General features: G+C 33.8%; 14 protein-coding genes. 6 read left to right on the forward strand and 8 right to left on the reverse strand.

All coding sequences use genetic code 11. The features are described 5' to 3' along the window. Positions 1-197: 197 nt before the first annotated feature. From secDF to VP395_RS04245, 7 genes are all read right to left on the reverse strand, one after another. Positions 198-3,182 (reverse strand): protein translocase subunit SecDF, encoded by a 2,985-nt coding sequence (secDF, locus tag VP395_RS04215; RefSeq protein ID WP_346240476.1) that lies wholly within the window; start codon positions 3,180-3,182, stop codon positions 198-200. 175 nt (positions 3,183-3,357) lie between these two features. Next, positions 3,358-3,975 carry a hypothetical protein gene (locus VP395_RS04220; RefSeq protein WP_346240477.1) on the reverse strand — a complete coding sequence of 206 codons (618 nt, stop codon included), beginning with the start codon at positions 3,973-3,975 and terminating at the stop codon, positions 3,358-3,360. 148 nt (positions 3,976-4,123) lie between these two features. After that, entirely contained in the window at positions 4,124-5,044 is a 921-nt protein-coding gene (gene mdh, locus VP395_RS04225) for a malate dehydrogenase (protein WP_346240478.1), read from the reverse strand. A 252-nt stretch (positions 5,045-5,296) separates the two neighbouring features. Then, a complete protein-coding gene (locus tag VP395_RS04230) occupies positions 5,297-6,331 on the reverse strand; it encodes a DUF6588 family protein (RefSeq protein ID WP_346240479.1) in 1,035 nt (344 codons plus the stop codon). 99 nt (positions 6,332-6,430) lie between these two features. Beyond that, positions 6,431-8,974 carry a TonB-dependent receptor gene (locus VP395_RS04235; RefSeq protein ID WP_346240480.1) on the reverse strand — a complete coding sequence of 848 codons (2,544 nt, stop codon included), beginning with the start codon at positions 8,972-8,974 and terminating at the stop codon, positions 6,431-6,433. Then, a complete protein-coding gene (locus VP395_RS04240; protein WP_346240481.1) occupies positions 8,964-9,869 on the reverse strand; it encodes a FecR family protein in 906 nt (301 codons plus the stop codon). The genes VP395_RS04235 and VP395_RS04240 overlap by 11 nt, the downstream gene beginning before the upstream one ends. Positions 9,870-9,924: 55 nt before the next feature. Further along, positions 9,925-10,440: an RNA polymerase sigma factor gene (locus VP395_RS04245; RefSeq protein ID WP_346240482.1), complete on the reverse strand. Its 516-nt coding sequence runs from the start codon at positions 10,438-10,440 to the stop codon at positions 9,925-9,927. Positions 10,441-10,712: 272 nt separating this feature from the next. Between VP395_RS04245 and VP395_RS04250 the strand changes: the two genes are divergently transcribed. The 3 genes from VP395_RS04250 to VP395_RS04260 all read left to right on the forward strand — a co-directional run bounded on the left by VP395_RS04250 (position 10,713) and on the right by VP395_RS04260 (position 13,310). After that, the gene (locus VP395_RS04250) at positions 10,713-11,756 is read left to right on the forward strand and encodes a hypothetical protein (protein ID WP_346240483.1); all 1,044 of its coding nucleotides are present in this window, start codon (positions 10,713-10,715) and stop codon (positions 11,754-11,756) included. 170 nt (positions 11,757-11,926) lie between these two features. Further along, on the forward strand, positions 11,927-12,700 hold the full coding sequence (locus tag VP395_RS04255; protein WP_346240484.1) for a membrane metalloprotease: 774 nt from the start codon (positions 11,927-11,929) through the stop codon (positions 12,698-12,700). Positions 12,701-12,731: 31 nt separating this feature from the next. Next, positions 12,732-13,310 carry a porin family protein gene (locus VP395_RS04260; protein WP_346240485.1) on the forward strand — a complete coding sequence of 193 codons (579 nt, stop codon included), beginning with the start codon at positions 12,732-12,734 and terminating at the stop codon, positions 13,308-13,310. A gap of 66 nt (positions 13,311-13,376) precedes the next feature. Here VP395_RS04260 and gyrB read toward each other — a convergent pair whose 3' ends face one another. Then, entirely contained in the window at positions 13,377-15,326 is a 1,950-nt protein-coding gene (gene gyrB / locus VP395_RS04265; protein ID WP_346240486.1) for a DNA topoisomerase (ATP-hydrolyzing) subunit B, read from the reverse strand. Positions 15,327-15,939: 613 nt separating this feature from the next. On the opposite strand from gyrB, the gene VP395_RS04270 reads away from it, so the two are divergent. The 3 genes from VP395_RS04270 to gatB/aspS are packed head-to-tail and all read left to right on the forward strand — an operon-like array spanning position 15,940 to position 20,950. Beyond that, positions 15,940-16,209, forward strand: a complete 270-nt coding sequence (locus VP395_RS04270) for a hypothetical protein (RefSeq protein ID WP_346240487.1) — start codon at positions 15,940-15,942, stop codon at positions 16,207-16,209. Positions 16,210-16,211: 2 nt separating this feature from the next. Continuing rightward, the gene (locus tag VP395_RS04275) at positions 16,212-17,612 is read left to right on the forward strand and encodes an amidase family protein (protein ID WP_346240488.1); all 1,401 of its coding nucleotides are present in this window, start codon (positions 16,212-16,214) and stop codon (positions 17,610-17,612) included. Further along, complete coding sequence (gene gatB/aspS, locus VP395_RS04280) at positions 17,612-20,950, forward strand: bifunctional amidotransferase subunit GatB/aspartate--tRNA ligase AspS (RefSeq protein ID WP_346240489.1); 3,339 nt, start codon at positions 17,612-17,614, stop codon at positions 20,948-20,950. Before VP395_RS04275 ends, gatB/aspS begins: the two co-directional genes overlap by 1 nt. Positions 20,951-20,998 lie beyond the last annotated feature (48 nt).

Raw genomic sequence — 20,998 nt, forward strand, 5'->3', positions numbered from 1 at the left:
TTAAAAATGCTATGCAATAACCATGGGTGTGCTAAATAATTAACAAGTTGCTTCGTCCTTTGTCCTCAATAACGTTTTAAAAAGATATGGCTGAAAACCTAACCTCCCGATAGCTATCGGGATGGGAATGCCCAAAACGCAAAAAAGCCTATCAATCTAAAGACGATAGGCTTCTTGTTATAAAGAAATAATTTGAGTTAGTCTTTCTTTATTTTTTTGTTTGCTTTATCGATTGTGTCGTACATTAAAGGTGTTGCAATGAATAATGATGAGTAGGTTCCTACTACGATACCCACTATTAATGCGAACATAAACCCTCTGATGGATTCGCCACCAAAAATAAAGATTGACAATAAAACAACCAATGTTGTGGACGATGTATTTAAAGTTCTTCCCAACGTACTGCTTAACGATACATCTACTACTTTTTCAAAATCCCAAGTGGTATGCTCATTTAAATACTCTCTTACCCTATCGAATACAATTACGGTATCGTTTAACGAATATCCAATTACCGTTAATATAGCGGCAATAAATGCTTGGTCAATTTCCATACTAAAAGGCATAAACTTGTAGGTTAATGAGAATACACCCAGCACGATTAATACATCATGAAAAACTGCCGCAACTGCGCCTAACGAGAATTGCCATTTTTTGAAACGGAATAAAATATAAAGGAATACAACTATCAAAGAACCTAAAATTGCCCAAAAAGATGCTTGTTTAATATCATCGGCAATTGTTGGACTTACTTTATAATATTTCATTAAACCAACAGACTTACCATCTGATTCGTTAATAAAATCCTCATAGGATAGACCTTCCAAATGTGGTTGCAATGTGGTATAAAGTGTTTTTCTTATAGATTCATCAATTTCAGAACCAGACTCATTTACTTTGTATTTAGTGGTAATTTTTAACTGATTTGCATCCCCAAACGTTTTAGCATCGGCACTACCAAAAGCACCTACTAATGTAGCTGTTATTTCTGAGGCACTAACGTCTTGCGGGAAACGCACTTGGTAGGTTCTACCTCCAACAAAATCGACCCCTTGATCTAAACTATTTGTAAATAAAGAACCTAAACTCACTAAAATAAATGCTCCAGAAATGATATAAGCAATTTTACGTTTCTTTAAGAACTCTATACTTAAGTTTCTGAATAAGTTTTTAGTAATTGCTGTAGAGAACTCTAATTTTCCTCCTTTGTTTACATACCAATCAACTAATAATCTGGTAATAAAAATGGCTGTAAATAAAGATGTACCAATACCAATTAACAAAGTAGTAGCAAAACCTTTAATTGGACCTGTACCAAAAATAAATAAGATTAAAGCAGTTAAACCTGTAGTAATGTTGGCATCTAAAATAGATGACAAGGCATTACTAAATCCATCTTGAATCGCTTCTTTTTGTCCCTTACCTTTGGCTATTTCTTCTCGAATACGTTCGAAAATAATTACGTTCGCATCAACCGACATACCAATAGTAAGTACGATACCTGCAATACCAGGCAATGTTAAAACGGCTCCTAAGCCCGATAAAATACCAAAGATTAATAATATATTTAAAATCATGGCAATATCAGCAAAACCACCGGCTTTACCGTAATAAAGTATCATCCAAACCAATACCAAAGCTAAAGCTATCATAAACGACATGGTACCGCTATCAATAGCTTCTTGACCCAATGATGGACCAACAACTTCACTTTGAATAATATCAGCAGAAGCTGGTAATTTACCTGCACGTAGTACGTTGGCTAAATCGACAGCTTCATTTAATGTAAAGTTTCCTGAAATTTCTGAATTTCCTCCAGAAATAGGTCCGGTAGTTACACCTGGAGCAGAATATACAACGTTATCTAAAACAATAGCTATTTGACTGCCTTGAGCATATGCCTTCCCAGTCATTTCTTCCCAAATCTTAGCACCTTTAGCATTCATTTGCATAGATACTGTTGGCTTATTGGTTTGACTAAAATCGTTTCGTGCATCTGTTACAACAGCACCACTTAATTGTGGAATATTATCCCTATTACCAACTAAAGCATATAAATCTACTATTTCACTATCTTTTTCTGGCTTACCGAAAGCAAACTTAGCATAACGCATTTCAACAGGAAGCAATGCTCTTACTTTAGGTGCATTTAAATAATTAAGAACTTTTGCTTTGTCTTTAATTTCGAATTGTGCGATAACCGGCCCACCTTGGTAACCTTGTCCGCGAATTAAATCGAAAATAGGGTTTACGGTTTTTACAGCTGTAGAATCGGTTGCTGCTTCACCTAAAAGATCGTCAATAGTAGAATCTTGTGCATTTTCTTCATCTTGAGGTTCTGCATTGAGTGAATCTTTTTCAACCTCAGCAGTTTCTTTTAAAACATCATTAGCTTGTGCTAAAAAGTTAAAAAATTGTTCCCCCTTGTAAGCATCCCAAAACTCTAATTGTGCGGTACTTTGAAGTAAACTTGTAGCACGTTCTACATCTTTAACACCTGGTAATTCTACTAAAATACGACCAGAAGTTCCTAAACGTTGAATATTTGGAGATGTTACCCCAAACTCATCAATACGCTTACGCAATACTTCAAAAGCCGAAACGATTGATTCATCAATTTTTGTTCTGATTATTGTTTTAACTTCATCATCAGACATGCTACCTTCAATCTCACCATCTAATGCTTTGGTATAAAATATATCTGGAGACGCTAATTTAGTATCACCCTTAATTTTATCAAATGAAATGAAAAAATCTTCTAAATAGGTGTTTTGACTATTTTTTTGAAGCTCTGCTGCATCATTTAAAGCTTTATTAAATACAGGGTTTTTAGTATTGTTAGCCAATCCTTTTAAGATATCCTTTACAGAAACCTGAAGAATAACGTTGATACCTCCTTTTAAGTCAAGGCCTAAATTCATTGCCTTTGCCTTCACATCGTTGTAAGTGAATTTAGCAATACCAATGTTAAATACAGTATCTGTAGCTACCGATTGCAGATAGTTTGCCTCTTCGGCACTTCGCTTTGCGCGATAATCTGGATCTGATTCTGGAATTTTGTTAATCGCTACTTCTTTAGCAGCATCTTCTATTTGATTTGCTTTAAATGTGAATGATAATTGGTAAATACTTACCAAACCAAACAAAATAGCAAATAACTTTACGAGTCCTTTGTTTTGCATTATGATTTTTTTTAGTCAATTTTTTTAAACCGAGCAAATATAAAATTTACCAGTAACTTGACAATTATTTTTTATGATTATAAATTATGGATGATTATAGTTTTTAAACTATTTTTTTTTGAGATCTCACAGGTTTAAAAACCTGTGAGATCTTATTCTTTGGAAAGAAAATTCCTTAACAGTTAGGTCCTGCCCTAACTTCAGGAATTTTGTGAGACGTATTATCTATTGTAAGTGCAACATTCTTTTGAAATTTATAAGCTTCTTTTTCAAGTTGCTCTATATTTTCAACATCATTTTCATTAGCTGGAACCGATGCAATAGGAATAAAAAAACGGTTGTAATCGTATTTTAGTTCTAAACCACATGTCCCGCCAAAACCTGTATTTGCATCTTGTTTATGAATTTCAAATACATCTAAATTGTATGGGCTAGATTGATCTTTTAAAGGGAATTTAGCTGGCTTTTCATTTCTATTGGAAGTTAAAACCCCCAATGCTAATTCTTTTTCTTCAGAAAGTATTTTTTTAACATGGGCTACGTCTGTATTGCTATAATATGAAATTTTATAGCTACCTGCGGCTTGTTCTTCTACTTGAATGTTATTAACACCAATGTTCTGTAATTGCTTTTTAACAATGGCAATGGTGTTTTGGGCTTGGTTAGATGAGGCGTCTAGTTGGGCAAATTGCAATACAATTTCCTGATTAGGCACTGGAACTTGTTGGTGACTTGCAACACCCAATAAAGTAAAAATAAAAATTAAAGCACTAATGCACCATTTTGCCTTCATGCGCCAAATATATGATTTTAGGTTATATTTTAACAACTTTTATATTTTAATTTGAAAGTTGAAAGCCCTAAAAAAGCAAAGTGCCTAAACTTGAAGCTTTAACCACAACTTTAGGCACTTTTAATTTTAAGATTCTTAATCTTATATTTTACAATAAATCGTTAACAGCTTTAACACCTTTTGCACTTTCTTCAAAAGTTGCTTTTTCGGCATCGTTTAAATTGATGTTTATTATCTCTTCAATACCATTTTTACCTAAAACTACTGGTACACCAAGACAAATATCATTATATCCATATTCACCTTCCAACAACGCTGAAACAGGGAATACTTTTTTTGTATCGCAAAGAATGGCTTGAACCATTCCAGATACCGCTGCTCCTGGAGCATACCATGCTGAAGTACCTAATAATTTGGTTAATGTAGCACCACCAACTTTGGTATCTTCTAAAACTTGGTTTAATCTTTCTTCACTTAAAAATTCTGAAACTGGCACACCATTTCTAGTTGCCAAACGTGTTAAAGGAATCATACCAGTATCACTATGACCACCAATTACCATACCATCTACATCGCTAATAGGCCCACCTAAAGCTTCAGCTAATCTGTATTTGAAACGTGCAGAATCTAAAGCTCCACCCATACCAATAATTTTATTCTTTGGTAACTTAGTAGATTTGTGAACTAAATAAGTCATCGTATCCATAGGGTTACTTACTACGATAATTATTGTTTTTGGAGAGAATTCAATCAAGCTTGAAGACACAGATTTAACAATTCCTGCATTGATACCGATTAATTCTTCACGAGTCATTCCTGGTTTACGAGGAATTCCTGAAGTTATTACACAAACATCGCTATTAGCTGTTTTGCTATAATCGTTTGTGATACCTGTTATTTTGGTACCAAAACCATTTAATGAAGCTGTTTGCATTAAATCCATAGCTTTACCTTCTGCATAGCCTTCTTTAATGTCTAATAAAACAACTTCTGAAGCGAAATTTTTAATGGCAATATACTCCGCACAACTTGCGCCTACTGCTCCTGCACCTACTACTGTTACTTTCATTTTTTAGTTTTTAATAATTTTTTAGTTGTTTGATATATTTTCCTTTTAAGGATACAAATTTGCATTTACAAACTTCAAAAGGTTAACTTATATGCTTTTAAGCATGCTAAATTACGAATTAAAATACACTAAATAAAAAAAGTGCAAGATTAAATCTCGCACTTTTCAATTAACTAAACATTATTAAAACTAACTAAAACTAAACAATTATATATTTCGAATTCATTAAAAATTTTCTTGAAAAACTAAGGATTATCTAAACCCAAAATTGATACCAACGGAAAAGGCATTAAATTCTGCCAAATGGTATTCAGCATTCAATCTAAAAAAACCTAATTTTAATTTTGTTCCTAAAGTTCCTCTAACAGATGAAACTTCACTTGAAACAGAAAATGGATCGGTAATCGTTTGAGAAAATAAAGGTCCATTGGACACCGTGTATGTCCCCAATAAATCAGACTCTGATTTCCCTTTAATATAACCAACACCACCATAAAAGTTAATTACGGGCAATTTTGTTGATGCTATTAACTGGAACAACCAAGTGTTAGTACCATTTTCTAATCTTTGATTATCACCGTTTATACCAGAAGAATCTGTTAAGTCATAACTACCATCTAAATGCGTATAAGCAACCAACCCTGAAACAGCTACTTGTAATATTTTATCTGCAGGCAGCCATTTTGTAAACTCTACTTGTAACCCAGCTCCATACATACTTAAATCTATATCTTCTGTATCAATTTTAGGTACAAAACGTGCTTTCAACTCAATACCGCTACCAAATCCTAAGGCTCCTTGTATAAAAGCTGTTGGCAATAAATTAGCGCTAGCAGAACCAATACCACTAGGCAATGTAATTCTTTCCTGTTGCTCACCTAGAAAAGCATCCTCATATCTAACAATAATATCTATATCAGGATCATTTTCCCCCAATGCAGTAGCCACTAACTTTGAGCTAGATTGATCTGTAAATTCAACAGTAAAATCTTGATCAGGATCACTATTATAATCAGCTATATTCATTAAAAAAGATTTATGGTCATTCTTAATACTTGCTGCATTCGCAACTATTGAAATTTCAAAACCACCCAATGGTTTTGCATCAGCCGTATTAAACCAATTGGCATTCATACTATGCATTAATCCATTAGTTCCTGGCATTAAATAATCGTTTGCAAAGCGTTCTGCATTTTTCACACCTGCCGTTAAAAGGGCATCTATGTCTTGAGCTTTTGAGGAAATTGTTGTTATACAAAACAACATAAGTAGGCTAATTTTTTTCATTTTTTTAATTTTGGGTTCAACAAATATATATAAAAAACTACACAAACAAACATTTAATCGTAAAAATTTGCTTTTAAACGGCATTTATTTTTAGAACACCTAAAAATCAACTCTAAAACTAATGTTTGGAGTTAAACTTAAAGAAGCGTTATTTATTTGAATGGTAGATTCAGAATCGTTGGGGTTTACTTTATAATAACGATTTATTATATTTTTAGTATTCATTAAGTTTAACACACCAATCTTTAAAGAGGCTTTAATGGACTGATAAACATCAAACTTATAACTTAACGAAGCATCTAACCGCTTAAATTCATCTAGGTTTTTACTATTAGGTGCACCATAATTCACATAGGTTACATTTCCCGAACGCACTGTTTCATTTCCTTCAACCGGAGACGTGTAAGGCTGTCCGGAGCGCCACATACCACCAACCGATACTTTTAAATTTTCTAAAACATCATAATTAAAACCAATAGAAACAGAATGTCTGATATCTACATTGTTTGGAAATATAGACGGTGTAAAGGTTTCAAACTTATAATCGTTTATGGAATAGGTATAACTTACCCAAGTACTGTATTTAACAGCGGTTTTGTTTGCTAAAAACTCAAGTCCTTTTGCCGTATAATCCCCAATGGCGTTTATATATTGAAAATTATTATAAAACCCTTGGTTGCTTGCTGTAATGCCTTCAACCGTTTTGTAAAAACCAGTAATATCTATATTTAAATTATTTTGGTTAAAATCAATTCCAAACGACCCTTGTTTACTTGTTGAAATAGGAATTGTTTGCTCATTGGCTAAAATCCAACGTCTATTTTCAACCCCTAAAAAATCGTCTTGAAAATCTACAATTTGTGTTGCAGATTGGTTTTTAAATTCACCCTCTAGTTTTACGGCAAATTGGTTGGATATTTTTTGTCTTACATTCAATCTAGGTTCAATTATTGACTTTTGAAATTTTTGAAAGTAATTAGCCCTCACACCAATTCTAAAAAAAGTAGCACCTTTGTTATACTGGGCTTGTGTGTAAAATGCATGATTTAACAACACGTCTTTTTTTGCTCTATCGTACAATGGTTTTGTAACTGAAGTTTCGTTTAAAATACCTGTTTCGTTAAATTGATAACCATTTAAAATGGTTAAAAAATCATTTGGCTTATAATAGGTATTAAATTTGAAACCTGTTTCCAACACTTCGTTGGTTTGGGTTAATAATTGGTCGCTTTCAATTCTGTAATCATTGGCATCTACATTATACTTTGAATAATAAGCGGTAAAATGAGAGCTTATTTTTGAATTCCAATTAGCCACCCAATGCCCACCAAAGCCCAAGTTTTTTTGAGCTAAATTGCTCAATTTAGATTTGGTTTCATTGTTATTCGTGATACTTTCATAATAATCTAAATTATTATCGATGCCAATTACATTAGCTCTAAACTTATGATTATCGTTTAAATCGAATAATATTTTAGCGGTGTAATCATAAAACACAAAATCGGAAGTCGTAGTTTGGTTTTCAATGTTTTCGCTATTGGTTTTAATATCGCTATCCTGAAAACTTCTATCGAAATAATTATCGTAGGTTGGTGTGTTAAAAACATCGGTAATGGATCTTCTACCCGAAATATGAAACTCTATTTTTTTGGTAATAGGTATTTCAAAAAAAACATCGGCATTTATTAAATTCGCACCAGCACCACCAGAAAACTTCCCTGTTAACTCGTTTTTAGTAAACATGTTTATAGTACTGGAAACCCCATCGCTAAACTCGCTGCTCGTTCCATTTTTAGTTACAACAACTTTATTGGTAAGATTGGGATTGTAAGCTGAAATTAAACCAAAAAAATGCCCAGAATGATACATTTTTATCCCATCCCAAAGCATTAGATTTTGGTCGTTAGTCCCGCCCCTCACATTAATATTTGCAATACTTTCGTCAGTACTTTCAACACCTGGTAAGGTTTGAATTGATTGAAGAATATCGGGGTCGGTTAACCCGGGTAAAATACCGAATGCTTTGGTGTTTAACACCGTGCTTCCATCTATGAGTTTTTGAAAACCAGTGGTTAAAAACTTAGTTATAAGGACTTGATTCAACTCTTCCTTATTTTCAACTAGAACAATTTGTTTGCAACTGGCTATTTCAGAAAAGAATTGTTGTACCGGAAATTGCCTACTATTAAATCCTAGATATGAAATAGTTATCATGGTATTTAGTGGGACTTCATCTAACTGAAACTTTCCGCCTTCGTTTGTAATCGCTCCTTTTTTACTATTATTCACGACTACTGAAGCTCCAAATAACGGTTCTCTGTTTTCAGAAGCGAACACAAAGCCACAAATAGAAATGGCTTTTTCGATAACCGATACCGTTATATACCTATTATCCAAAGTTTTAAAATTCAATAATGTTTTAGAATTAAGGTAGGTAATGGTTTGCTCTAGGCTAAACTCTGGGTTTGGTTGCTCTATAAACACATTAGCAACATCATCAAAAGCATACGAAAACTTGACATTAAATTTTTGTTCTACTCCTTCAATTATTTCTGTAAGGGGCCTTTTAGCTGCGTTATTTTGAGCAAAACAAACATTAACAACGAATAGAATTATGTAAATAATGCATTTATTATTTTTCATATTTATACAGCGTAACTTGATTACCTTCTATTCTATAACTTAGTTTTAAAGGAATCGTGATTGATTGCAATGCTATATTTTTGTCTTTATGCGTAAAAGTACCTGTGAATAATTGAGAAGCATCAACCGTTTTTAAAGACACCTTTAATTTGTATTGTCTTTCAAGTTCAGCTACAACTTGACTTAATGGGATTTTTTCAAAGCTTGTCTCTGCCTGCATCCAAGATGGATTTTCTGCATTAAAATCATCAACTGTTTCAATATCACCATTTACAACTCTAAATGTTTTCCCTTTAGGAAGTTTAACTGTTTCATTATTAAAAGTAACACTCACTAACCCTTCATAGCATTGTACCTCAAAATAATTGTCGCGTTCTTTCACATTAAACTGGGTTCCTAAAACCTGAACGGTTCCAGCATCGGTTGATACGGTAAACTTTTTTCCTTTACTTACTTTAAAAAAGGCTTCACCGTCTAATTCTAAATCGCGTTTGTCTTCCCAGGTTTTTTTATTGTATTTTAATTTTGAAGCGGCATTTAAAATAACTTCAGAATTATCGGGCAAGGTTAAAGTTTCATTTTGTGCAATTTGTGTTTCAAAAGATACATTATTATTAAAAAACAAGAAGTAAGAAGATGCAAGCATTACCACAAACATAGCAGCAATTCTTAAAAACATTTTAAAATTAAGCGGAATCACTTTAGGTTCATTTTTAGTAAGCTTTCTTTCTTTAAAAGCTGTTAATGCTTTTTGCGCATCTACTTGAGGCGCTTGCATTTGTTTGCTATAAAAAGCTATTTTATCAAGAGTACTTTCAGATTGTTTCAAATCTTTAATATCTTGCTCTGTAAGCTCGTTATCAAACCACTTCAATATGTTTTTCTCGTTTTTCATCTTTTATATCCTCCAATTACAAGACAACTTAAAATATGTTTACCCTACCTAAATATTAAATATTTTCAATATGTTCTCGTAAAATTTTTAAAGCTCCAGACATTCTTTTCTCAACAGCCTTTTGAGAAACATCTAATAATTCGGCTATTTCTCTATATTTCTTACCTTCTATTCTATTTAATAAAAACACTTCGCGTTGCGATTCTGTTAATAAGGAAATGGCATTTTGTAGTTTCTTTTTAAACTCTTCTTCTTCTAAAATATATTCAGGACTTTCATTTGTTCTATCTAAATAAGGTGAAGTTTTTGCGTACTCTAAAACTACTTTATTGTGCTTAATAGTATTTAAGAACAAATTATTAATGGTAGTAAATAAATAAGTTTTCGCTTTTGTGAAATCTATTTTAGAACAATTTTCCCAAATTTTAGAAAAAGCATCTTGCACTAAATCTAAAGCACCATCTTTATCTCCACATTTATAATAAGCAAAGTTACTGGCAGATTGCACATGCTCTATATAAAACGTATTGAAGTAGATTTCTTCACACAGTTTATGGTCACTATTATTCATTTAAAAATCTATTTTTAGGGCTTGATGAATTATATACATTTGCAAAAGTAGGGTAAATTTATTTTAAGTTGTCTTAATAGTACATGAAAGCAAAACGTAAGTTTTTAACTCGATCTTTAAAATATTAACTATCAAATTTCAGTAAAAATAAATTAATTGAAATTATTTTAAAAAAAAGGTAGGGTAAAAATAAATATGGTTGTCTTACATATACAAAAGCGAAAAAAAATCGCTATGAAAAAGAAAATATTATAACCCAAAAAATTATTATCATGAAAAATTTAAAATTAATTACAAGTCTAGCCTTAACAGCACTATTATCATTCACATCATGTCAAGATGAAATTGATACTGAAAACGGACAAAATCCAAACACAAATAATTCAAACTCTGAAACTGCGAGTAATCTAGAGCGCACTTCAATGTATGATGGAAGTTTTGACGACTTTTTAGATGGCGCATCATGTTCATCCATATTGTTACCAGTTGTTGCAACGGTAAATGGGTCTCAAGTAAGTATTGTTAGTCAGTCTGATTATCAAACAGTATTAAATATTTTAGGACAATTTACTAATGATAATGATACCGTTACACTACAATTCCCTTTAAGTGTTAGATTAAGTAATTATACAGAAGTGGTTGTTACAAACCAAGGCGAATACGATGCTATTATTGATGCCTGTGAAGACGCTGAAAACGCTGGAAAAGATGCTATTTCTTGTTTAGACATCAATTTCCCAATAACAATTTTAACCTATAGCTTAAGTTTAGAACAAACTGGAAGTGTGGTTATTCAATCTGAACAACAATTATATGCTTACATGAACAATATGGACAATACTGAGTTGTTCTCTGTAAAATATCCTATAACAGCTACCTTATCAAATAACTCTGCAGTAACCCTTACCAGTGATTTAGATTTAAAAAACAGCATTAACGATTGTTTAGGTGTTGAAGATGCTGAAGATGAAGCTGAAAAAGAAGCTGAAAATTTAGAAACTGTTTTAGTTAACGGAGCCTTTAAAGTACAATCGTTTATAAACGCAGGTGTAAACAAAGCCTCAGACTATGCAAACTATACAATAGACTTCGCAAACGATTTTACCTGTACTGCCGTAAACTCAACCATTAACACTGTAGAAGGCACTTATAAAGTAACTTCTGAAACTGAAGTATTTTTAAACTTAACTTTTTCAGGAAACGCAACCTTTAATTTATTAAATAACAACTGGGAAGTAACAAGTTTTAGTAACACATCTATTTCATTAAAAAGCACAACAAATGCAGCAGTAACCCTTGTTTTGTCTCAAATATAGTACCTACTTGATTTTTGGTTGGTTACCATTATGTTTATGGTGAAGCAGCTGTTGGGAAACTAACAGCTGCTTATTTTAAATAATATTAAGAACCAACTTATTAAATTTACAGCAATCAAAACGGTTAAAAAACATAGAGTATCTAATTTCTAAACAATAAATATAAAAAGATGAAAAAAACAACAACTCTATTACTGCTTTTTGTTCTTCTAGCTTCATGCTCGACAGAAGAGGCAACAACTAATACAGAAACACCTGCAGATACTAAATTAGCAAATAAAAAAAACACCGGAAGTTCTTCAAACGATTTACTTTCAGAAGCTACTTTTAAAAGTATGGTAATTGAATTAGTTTATGTTGAAGGCTTTAAGCCTACACAAAACAGTATTAATAACTTTGTTAGTTTTTTAGAAGCGCGCACTTTTAAACCTAGCGGCATTACGGTAGAAACAAGAGCTATTCCTTCACCAGGAAATGCAACCTATACCAATGAAGAAATTATCGCCGTAGAAGATGCCAACAGAACCAAATACAATACCAGCAACCAAATAGCTGTTTGGGCCTTTTTTGCCGACGGTGCATCTGCAAGCAATACCAATTCAGGTGTGGTTTTAGGAACTGCCTATAGAAATACATCCTTTGTAATTTATGAAGAAACCATTCAAGATTTAAGTAATAGCCCATTTGAACCTAACCGTACTATTTTGGAAACCACAGTCATCTCTCATGAGTTTGGTCACATTTTAGGTCTTACTAATTTAGGTGCAAACATGGTACAGAATCACGAAGACACCGAACACGCCAAACATTGTAATGTTGAAAGTTGTTTAATGTATTGGTCTGCCGAAAGCGGCTCTGGTTTAGACAACTTAGTTGGTGCTAATTCAGCACCTCAATTGGATGCACAATGTATTGCCGATTTACAGGCAAACGGTGGTAAATAAATAACGTATAACCCAAAAACAAATATCTAAAATGAAATCAATTTTTAAAATCTTATTCCTTTTTACAATAGCATTAACAACTAATGCGCAAACACAAAAATCTAACGCAGGTTTAAAAGGCGGTTATAATTTAGCTGCTGTAAGCTTTGATGGTGAAACCGAAACTGGACAAAGACATGGGTTTCATATTGGATTTTATGGTGAATCGTTTATTTCTGAAAGTGTAGCAATGCAAGTAGAAGTACTTTACTCACAACAAGGCTACGAGTTAAAAGATAATGGAGGCACATTTACCCAAAAACTAGATTACGTCAACCTTCCTTTATTGCTAAAAATTTACCCTGATGAAGCTTTCTTTTTAGAAGTTGGACCACAAGTTGGGTTAGCTGTCTCTCACAAGGAAGAGTTTGACAGTAATTTTGGCTTGTTTGATACCTCTCAAGAATTTGACCCACAAAGTTTTGATTGGGGCATGAACTTTGGTGCAGGATTTAAAACCGAATCCGGTATGTCTTTAGGTGTTAGGTACCATTTAGGATTAGGTAGTGTTTATGATGAAGGCAACCCAAAAAACCGCGTTTGGCAATTCTCGGTTGGATTTGATTTTTAATCGAAAAGCATAAAAAAACAATGCCGCTCCAATTGGAGCGGCATTGTTTTTTTATTAGAATTTTATTTAAGCATCAATTTTAGCATAAACAGCATTCTTTTCTATAAACTCTCTACGGGGTGGCACTTCATCGCCCATAAGCATAGAGAAAATCCTGTCTGCTTCCGTTCCATTATCTATTTGAACTAAACGCATGGTTCTAAACTCAGGATTCATTGTCGTATCCCAAAGTTGTTCTGCATTCATTTCTCCAAGACCTTTATAACGCTGTATGCTTACACTGCCTCCAAACTCTTCAGCAATAGCATCACGCTCTTTATCACTCCAAGCATATTCCTTTTTTTGACCTTTTTTAATTAAATATAAAGGAGGCGTAGCAATATAAATATGACCGTTTTCTATTAACTCTTTCATATATCTAAAGAAGAATGTCAATATTAATGTAGCAATGTGGCTACCATCAATATCAGCATCACACATAATCACCACTTTATGGTAACGTAATTTTGAAAGATTTAATGCTTTACTATCTTCTTCTGTTCCAATGGTAACCCCTAAAGCTGTGAAAATGTTTTTAATCTCTTCGTTTTCAAAAACTTTATGAGTCATCGCTTTTTCAACGTTCAAAATTTTACCTCTTAATGGCAAAATAGCCTGAAACGCTCTATCACGACCTTGTTTTGCTGTACCACCTGCTGAATCTCCCTCTACAAGGAACACTTCACATTTTGCAGGATCTTGTTCAGAACAATCACTTAATTTCCCTGGCAAACCACCAATACTCATAACGGTTTTACGCTGAACCATTTCACGAGCTTTTTGAGCTGCATGACGCGCTTGTGCTGCCAATATTACTTTCTGAACTATTGTTTTAGCATCGTCTGGATGTTCTTCTAAATAATCGGTTAACATTTCAGATACTGCTTGACTAACCGAAGCAGATACTTCACGGTTCCCTAATTTGGTTTTGGTTTGACCCTCAAATTGTGGTTCTTGAACTTTTACTGAAATAATAGCTGTTAAGCCCTCACGGAAATCATCACCAGCAATTTCGAATTTTAAGTTTTTCAACAATCCAGAATCGTCAGCATACTTTTTAAGAGTCATGGTCAACCCTCTGCGGAAACCTGATAAATGCGTTCCTCCTTCATGCGTGTTAATGTTATTTACATACGAATGTAAATTTTCCGCATACGAGGTATTATAAACCATAGCCACCTCAACAGGCACGCCGTTTTTCTCGCCTTCAAAAGCAATAACATCTTTCATTAAAGGCTCTCTATTTCCATCTAAAAACTTGATAAATTCTTTTAAACCTTCTTCAGAATGAAACGTCTCTCCCTCAAAAGTACCATCGTCTTTTTTAGATCTTTTATCTACCAAGTGAATGGTAATTCCTTTATTTAAATAGGCTAACTCACGCAATCTGCTTGCTAGTGTATCATAATTATACTCTACCGTTTGGGTAAAAATGGTTGAATCTGGCCTAAACGTTACAGTTGTACCTCTTTTATCGGTTTCTCCAATTTGTTTTACAGGATACATGGCTTTACCTCGCTCATATTCTTGCTCATAAATTTTTCCATCCCTATATACGGTTGCACGTAAATGTTCTGACAGTGCGTTAACACAACTTACACCAACACCATGTAAACCACCTGATACTTTATAAGAATCTTTATCAAACTTACCACCTGCTCCAATTTTAGTCATTACAACCTGTAAAGCCGAAACGCCTTCCTTTTTATGTAAATCTACTGGAATCCCACGACCATCATCTTCGGTTGTAATGGAGTTATCCTCATTAATTATAACCGTAATATTATTACAATGTCCAGCTAAGGCTTCATCAATAGAGTTATCCACGACCTCATAAACCAAATGGTGCAATCCTCTGGTGCCAACATCACCAATATACATGGATGGACGCATACGTACATGCTCCATACCTTCTAATGCCTGAATACTATCTGCCGAATAATTGTGCTTGTTAAATTCTTCTTTAGGTTCGCTCATATTATAATTTAATATTGTTTATTTCTATTATTTTTTTACACAAAAAAAAGATGCATTTAGCATCCTTTTGAACACAAACAAATATACGAAATTATCATGCTTTTAAAAAGCATTTCATCGACTCATTCGCATAATTATCAACATTTGTTAATTACTTAAAAGTGCCTTAAATCGCTTTAAAAGTGCCTTAAATCGCATTTTTCGATTTATTTTTTCTTTTGAATTTTTGAAAAAACAAAAAATTGATTAAAACTCATATTTTGAGGTTCTGTCATTACTGTTTTCTAACAAAAAAATTCAAAACTTTTAAATTATGTTGACGAATTATCAATTGAATGTTTTACTTAAATGAACAATAGTTAGAGATAAATTGTAGAACTACTAACTTAACTTTAAGTTTTTTAGTAATCTGACAATTAAAATAAGGATATTGGAAAAAAAAGTGTGTAGTCAATTTATTCTATATATATTTGTCAATATAAAAAAAACAATGTTGAATAATAACAATAATAATTTCAATAATCCTAATTTTTAGGACAGGAAGGTTGTTGTTTAAAAATATATAAAGCCTTCCAAATACGGAGGGCTTTTTTTTAATTTAAAAATTCATAAAATGAGTAAAATTATGACAGTCGACATCTTGTCGAGTATTAAAGGAGCACAACCCAGTGAGGCAGTGAACAAATTATTTGAGGTGATTAAAAATGCACAACCTACAAATAACAACTCTTTTAATATTAATCATAATAACAGCGTGTCGTTAAACGATTTAAGAGACGATGTCGTGATTGAAAGTCCTGCATTGGAAAAGCAAATCATTATTGAAAATTTCCCAAAAGAGAAAAAAGGCTATTTAGTGGTTTCTAAAGTTATAGAAGAATAATTATGAATTCTCAAATAAAACAACTTCATCAACAATTGGTGAACAAAGAAATAACTTGTACTGCTTTAGTTCAAGGAAAATTAGATGCTTTAAAAGCCAACACTAACAACACTGTAAACTCTTTACTAGACACCTTGGCGTTGGATTTAGCAGCAAAAGTAGATGCTAAAATTGCAAACGGCGAAAGCATTGGTTTGCTGGAAGGCATTCCGTTTGGCATCAAAGATGTGTACATGGTGCAAGGCACTTACACAACAGCGAGTTCAGACTTACTTAAAAATTACAAATCGGCGTACACAGCAACGGCCATTCAAAAATTATTGGATGCGGGTGCTATTCCGTTAGTAAAAGAAAACTGCGATAGTTTTGGTCATGGTTCTTCTTCTGAAAACACCATATTTGGCGCTGTAAAAAACGCGATCAATCCCAATTTAGTGGGTGGTGGTTCTAGTGGTGGTTCTGCGGTAAATGTAGCGAAAGATTACACCGCTTTTTCTATTGGTGGCGATACGGGTGGATCGGTGCGCCAACCAGCTGGTTATAACCATGTATATGGTTTAAAACCGACTTACGGACGCATTTCTCGCTACGGATTGATGGCTTATGCTTCATCAACCGACTGCGTAGGGCCTATCGCCAAATCGGTTGAAGATATTCGCATTGTGTTGAATGTGATGAGTGGTAAAGATGCCAAAGATCAAACCACTTACGCTTCCGAAGAAATTAAAGAAGAAAGCATTTCAAATTCAAAAGACATTAAAACCATCGGATATTTTAAAAATTTCATTGAAAGTGATGCAATTGATTCTAAAATTAAAGCTGATTTTTTAGCATCTATTGAAAAAATAAAAGCAGAAGGTATTGAAGTAAAAGAACTGGATTTCTTTAAATCCGATATTCTGGTTTCTACATATTATACTTTGGCAATGGCTGAAACTGCTTCTAACCTTTCACGTTTAGATGGTAGTAATTACGGAAATCGCATTGAGGATAAAAACCTAAAAGAATCTTACGCGATTACCCGTTCTGAGAATTTTTCAGAAGAAACAAAACGACGTATTGTTGGTGGAAATCAAGTATTATCTCAAGGATTTTCAGATGAAATCTATTTGAAAGGTTTAGCGCTTCGAGATTCTATTTCCGAAAATTTTGAAAACGATTTTAAAGAAGTCGATATCATTTTATCTCCGGTAACTCCGGGAACACCTCCGAAAATTGGTGACAGCTTAAAAGACCCACACGCCATGTATTTAAGCGATGCGTACACGGTTGGGTTTAGTTTGGGGCAATTGCCAACTTTAACTATCCCACAAGGCACAGAAACTGGCTTACAAATTACAGCCGCTAAAAATAACGACGAACTTGTTTTGAAGTTTGCTAACTTCTTAAAAGACATGATATAATGGAACTAGAACAATTAGACTCAGCACTTAAAGCACACGATTTAGAGTTAGTTATCGGACTGGAAACACACGTTCGATTAAATACAAAAACCAAGTTGTTTTGTTCTTGCCCAAATCAAGAAATTGAAACACCTAACCATAATATCTGTTCTGTTTGTACAGGACAAATGGGCGTTTTACCTGCCATAAACAAAGAAGCCATTACCAAGGCCATTTACTTTGGAAAAGCGGTAAAATCATCCTTTGAAAATGAAGTTATTTCTTGGGACAGAAAGCATTATGAATACCCAGACAACCCAAAAAATATACAAATTACACAGTTTCATAACCCTGTAATTCCAGACGGACAAGTATCTTGTTTCCGAAATGATGGGTCGCAGTTTACGGTTAATTTAACGCAAGTCCATATTGAAGAAGATGCTGCAAAATTGATGCACGAAAAAACAGTTTCGTTAGTCGATTTTAATAAAGCAGGCGTTCCGTTAATTGAGATTGTTACCGAACCTTGTATTCGTCACATTGAAGACGCTTCCATTTATGCCCAATATATTCAGCGTATTGTTCAAAATTTAAAAATCTCGGAAGCGAATCTTGAAAAAGGTGAGTTTAAATCAGATGTTTCGGTGTCACTTCGCAAAAAACATAGCTACACTTTAAATCCACGTACCGAGATTAAAAACTTGAATTCGTTTAAGTTTATGGTGGAGGCGTTAAAGGAAGAAGTTGAAAAACAGTTCAATTATTATATTGAGCATAAAGAATTCAGACCCGACCAAACCACTGTGCTTTGGGATGCCGATTTAAAGCAGACCAAAACCATGCGTAAAAAGGAATTTGAAGCGGATTACCGCTTTATTTCAGAGCCCGATTTACCATTTGTAAACATCAAGTCTGCGGTAGAATCTATTAATGTGGATATCCAATCACTTCCTTTTGCGGTGGAATCAATTTTGATAAATGGTGGCGTATTACCTCAAGATGCTAAGTTTTTTACTGCTGATTCGTTGCGTTCTAAAACATTTGTAACTATCAACAATGTACTTCAAGACCCATCATTTGTTGCTAAAACTTTGGTGAATAATATTGGTGCCGATGATTATGCTGACATCCACAGAATTGAACATCTTATTGAAATTTTTCAACTCTTTAAAGATGAAAAAATAACGTCTGTTTTGGTTCAAAATGCAATTACTTCCTATTTGAAAGATAGAAGTTTTGACTACAACCAATATTTTGAAGACAACACCATTTCGGAAGAAAAAATTCAAGAAGCGATCGCTAAGGTCATTTCAGAAAATGAAGCTATTGCCAGCGAAATCAAAGCTGGAAACCAAGGAAAAGCGGGAATTCTTGTTGGAAAAATTATTGCCATTATTGGTAAAGGCGCTTCAGGTAAAGTGATTCGCAAAGGGATTTTAAGTCAGTTGGATAGTTCAAAGTTACAAGTTGAAAGTTCTAATGACAGGCTGAGCGCAGTCGAAGCCCAAAAATCAACTTCAACAAAAGCCAAAGAGGAAGAAGCTTTACCGCAAATTCCAATCATTGTTAAGGAAGAATATCGAACCCATTTAATTACTGATATATCGGAAGAAAACATTACCAATAACGTAACGTTTGCAGGTTGGGTTTCCAGTGTACGCGACCACGGTGAATTAATTTTTATCGATTTACGCGATTCGAGTACCGAAGTGTTCCAAGTGCGTTTAAGCAGAGAATCGTTCCCGAATTTAGATGAGTTGGTAAAACTAAAACCAGAATCGGTTATTACGGTTACTGGAACCATTGTGCAACGTAAAGAGGACGATTATAACACTAATTTACGAACTGGAAAAATAGAATTAGAAGCTAATAATTTAGATATTTTAAATTTATCTAAAACGCTGCCTTTCGAAATAAAACGTGCTACAAAAACCAATGAAAACACACGTTTTCAATACAAATATTTAGATCACAGAAACGACGATGTGCGACGGGTGATTGTAAACCGTCACAAGGTTATCAAGTTATTGCGCGATATTTTAGATGAAGAAAATTTCTTGGAAATTGAAACGCCTATTTTAAGTGCAGGAACCGATGAAGGTGCCCGCGAGTTTATTGTACCGTCAAGAAAACAAGCTGGCGCATTTTATACCTTACCACAAGCACCTCAGCAGTTTAAACAAATGTTGATGGTAAGTGGGTACGAAAAATATTTTCAAATAGCACGTTGTTTTAGAGATGAAGATTCTCGTGGCGACCGTCAACCAGAATTTACACAGTTAGATATTGAAATTGCGTATGCGAGCATGCAACAAATCATCGATTTAAACACCAAAATGTTTAATGAAGTGGTTAAAAAAATATACGGTAACAAATGGATTTTACGTCCGTTTGAAGTGATTACCTACCAAGATGCCATGGATTTTTATGGTTGCGATAGACCCGATTTACGTTTCGGATTAAAACTTCAAGACATTACAGACATTGTTAAAGACACCACCTTCCAAGTATTCAGTAAACCCATTGAAGATGGGGGTATTGTAAAATGCATCAAAGTTTCTGCAGAAGAACAAGGTAACAAACGTTTATCGAAAGGGCAAATTGAAAAACTGACTGCTATCGCACAACAACACGGTTTAGGTGGTTTAGCATACATTATAGTTAATGAAAACGATTTACAATCGCCTATCATCAAGTTTTTAGGGGAAGAAATCGCTGCAGGCATCATTAAAGCAACCAATGCACAAATTGGTGATATTGTATTCTTCTCAGCTGCCGATTATGCCACTGCTAACAAAGCGTTGGATGCGGTGCGTCAAGAACTTGGTAGCATGTTGCATTTAATCAATCCAAAGGAATTACGACCTGCTTGGGTAATTGATTTCCCAATGTTCGAAAAAACCGATGAAGGCCGTTGGACCTTTACACATAACCCATTCTCGATGCCTGCGGTTTACGATATTGACAAGCACATGAATGGCAAGGAAGAAGAAATTGGAAGCATTATAGCACAACAATACGATTTAATATTGAACGGTTACGAAATAGGCGGTGGCTCGGTGCGTGCGCATAAACCAGAAATCCTAGAAGCAACTTATAAAAACATGGGCTACAACAAAGAGGAAATGCTAAAAAGTGTTGGCACTATGTATAAAGCATTCCATTATGGTGCGCCACCACATGGTGGTATTGCTTGGGGCGTAGACCGTTTGATGATGATTTTAGAGAAAAAAGCATCTATCAGAGAAGTGATGGCATTCCCGAAAACAGGCACCAGTGATGATTTATTATTTGGTGCGCCATCTATGTTATCTGACAAAAAAGTGGAGGAAATGAATGTGAAGGTGATGCGAAAATAAGTTGATTTAAAACACACTTATTCTTGGATTATAAAATTAATAATACAC

This window comes from Mariniflexile soesokkakense (assembly GCF_039650365.1).
GTDB lineage: Bacteria > Bacteroidota > Bacteroidia > Flavobacteriales > Flavobacteriaceae > Mariniflexile > Mariniflexile soesokkakense.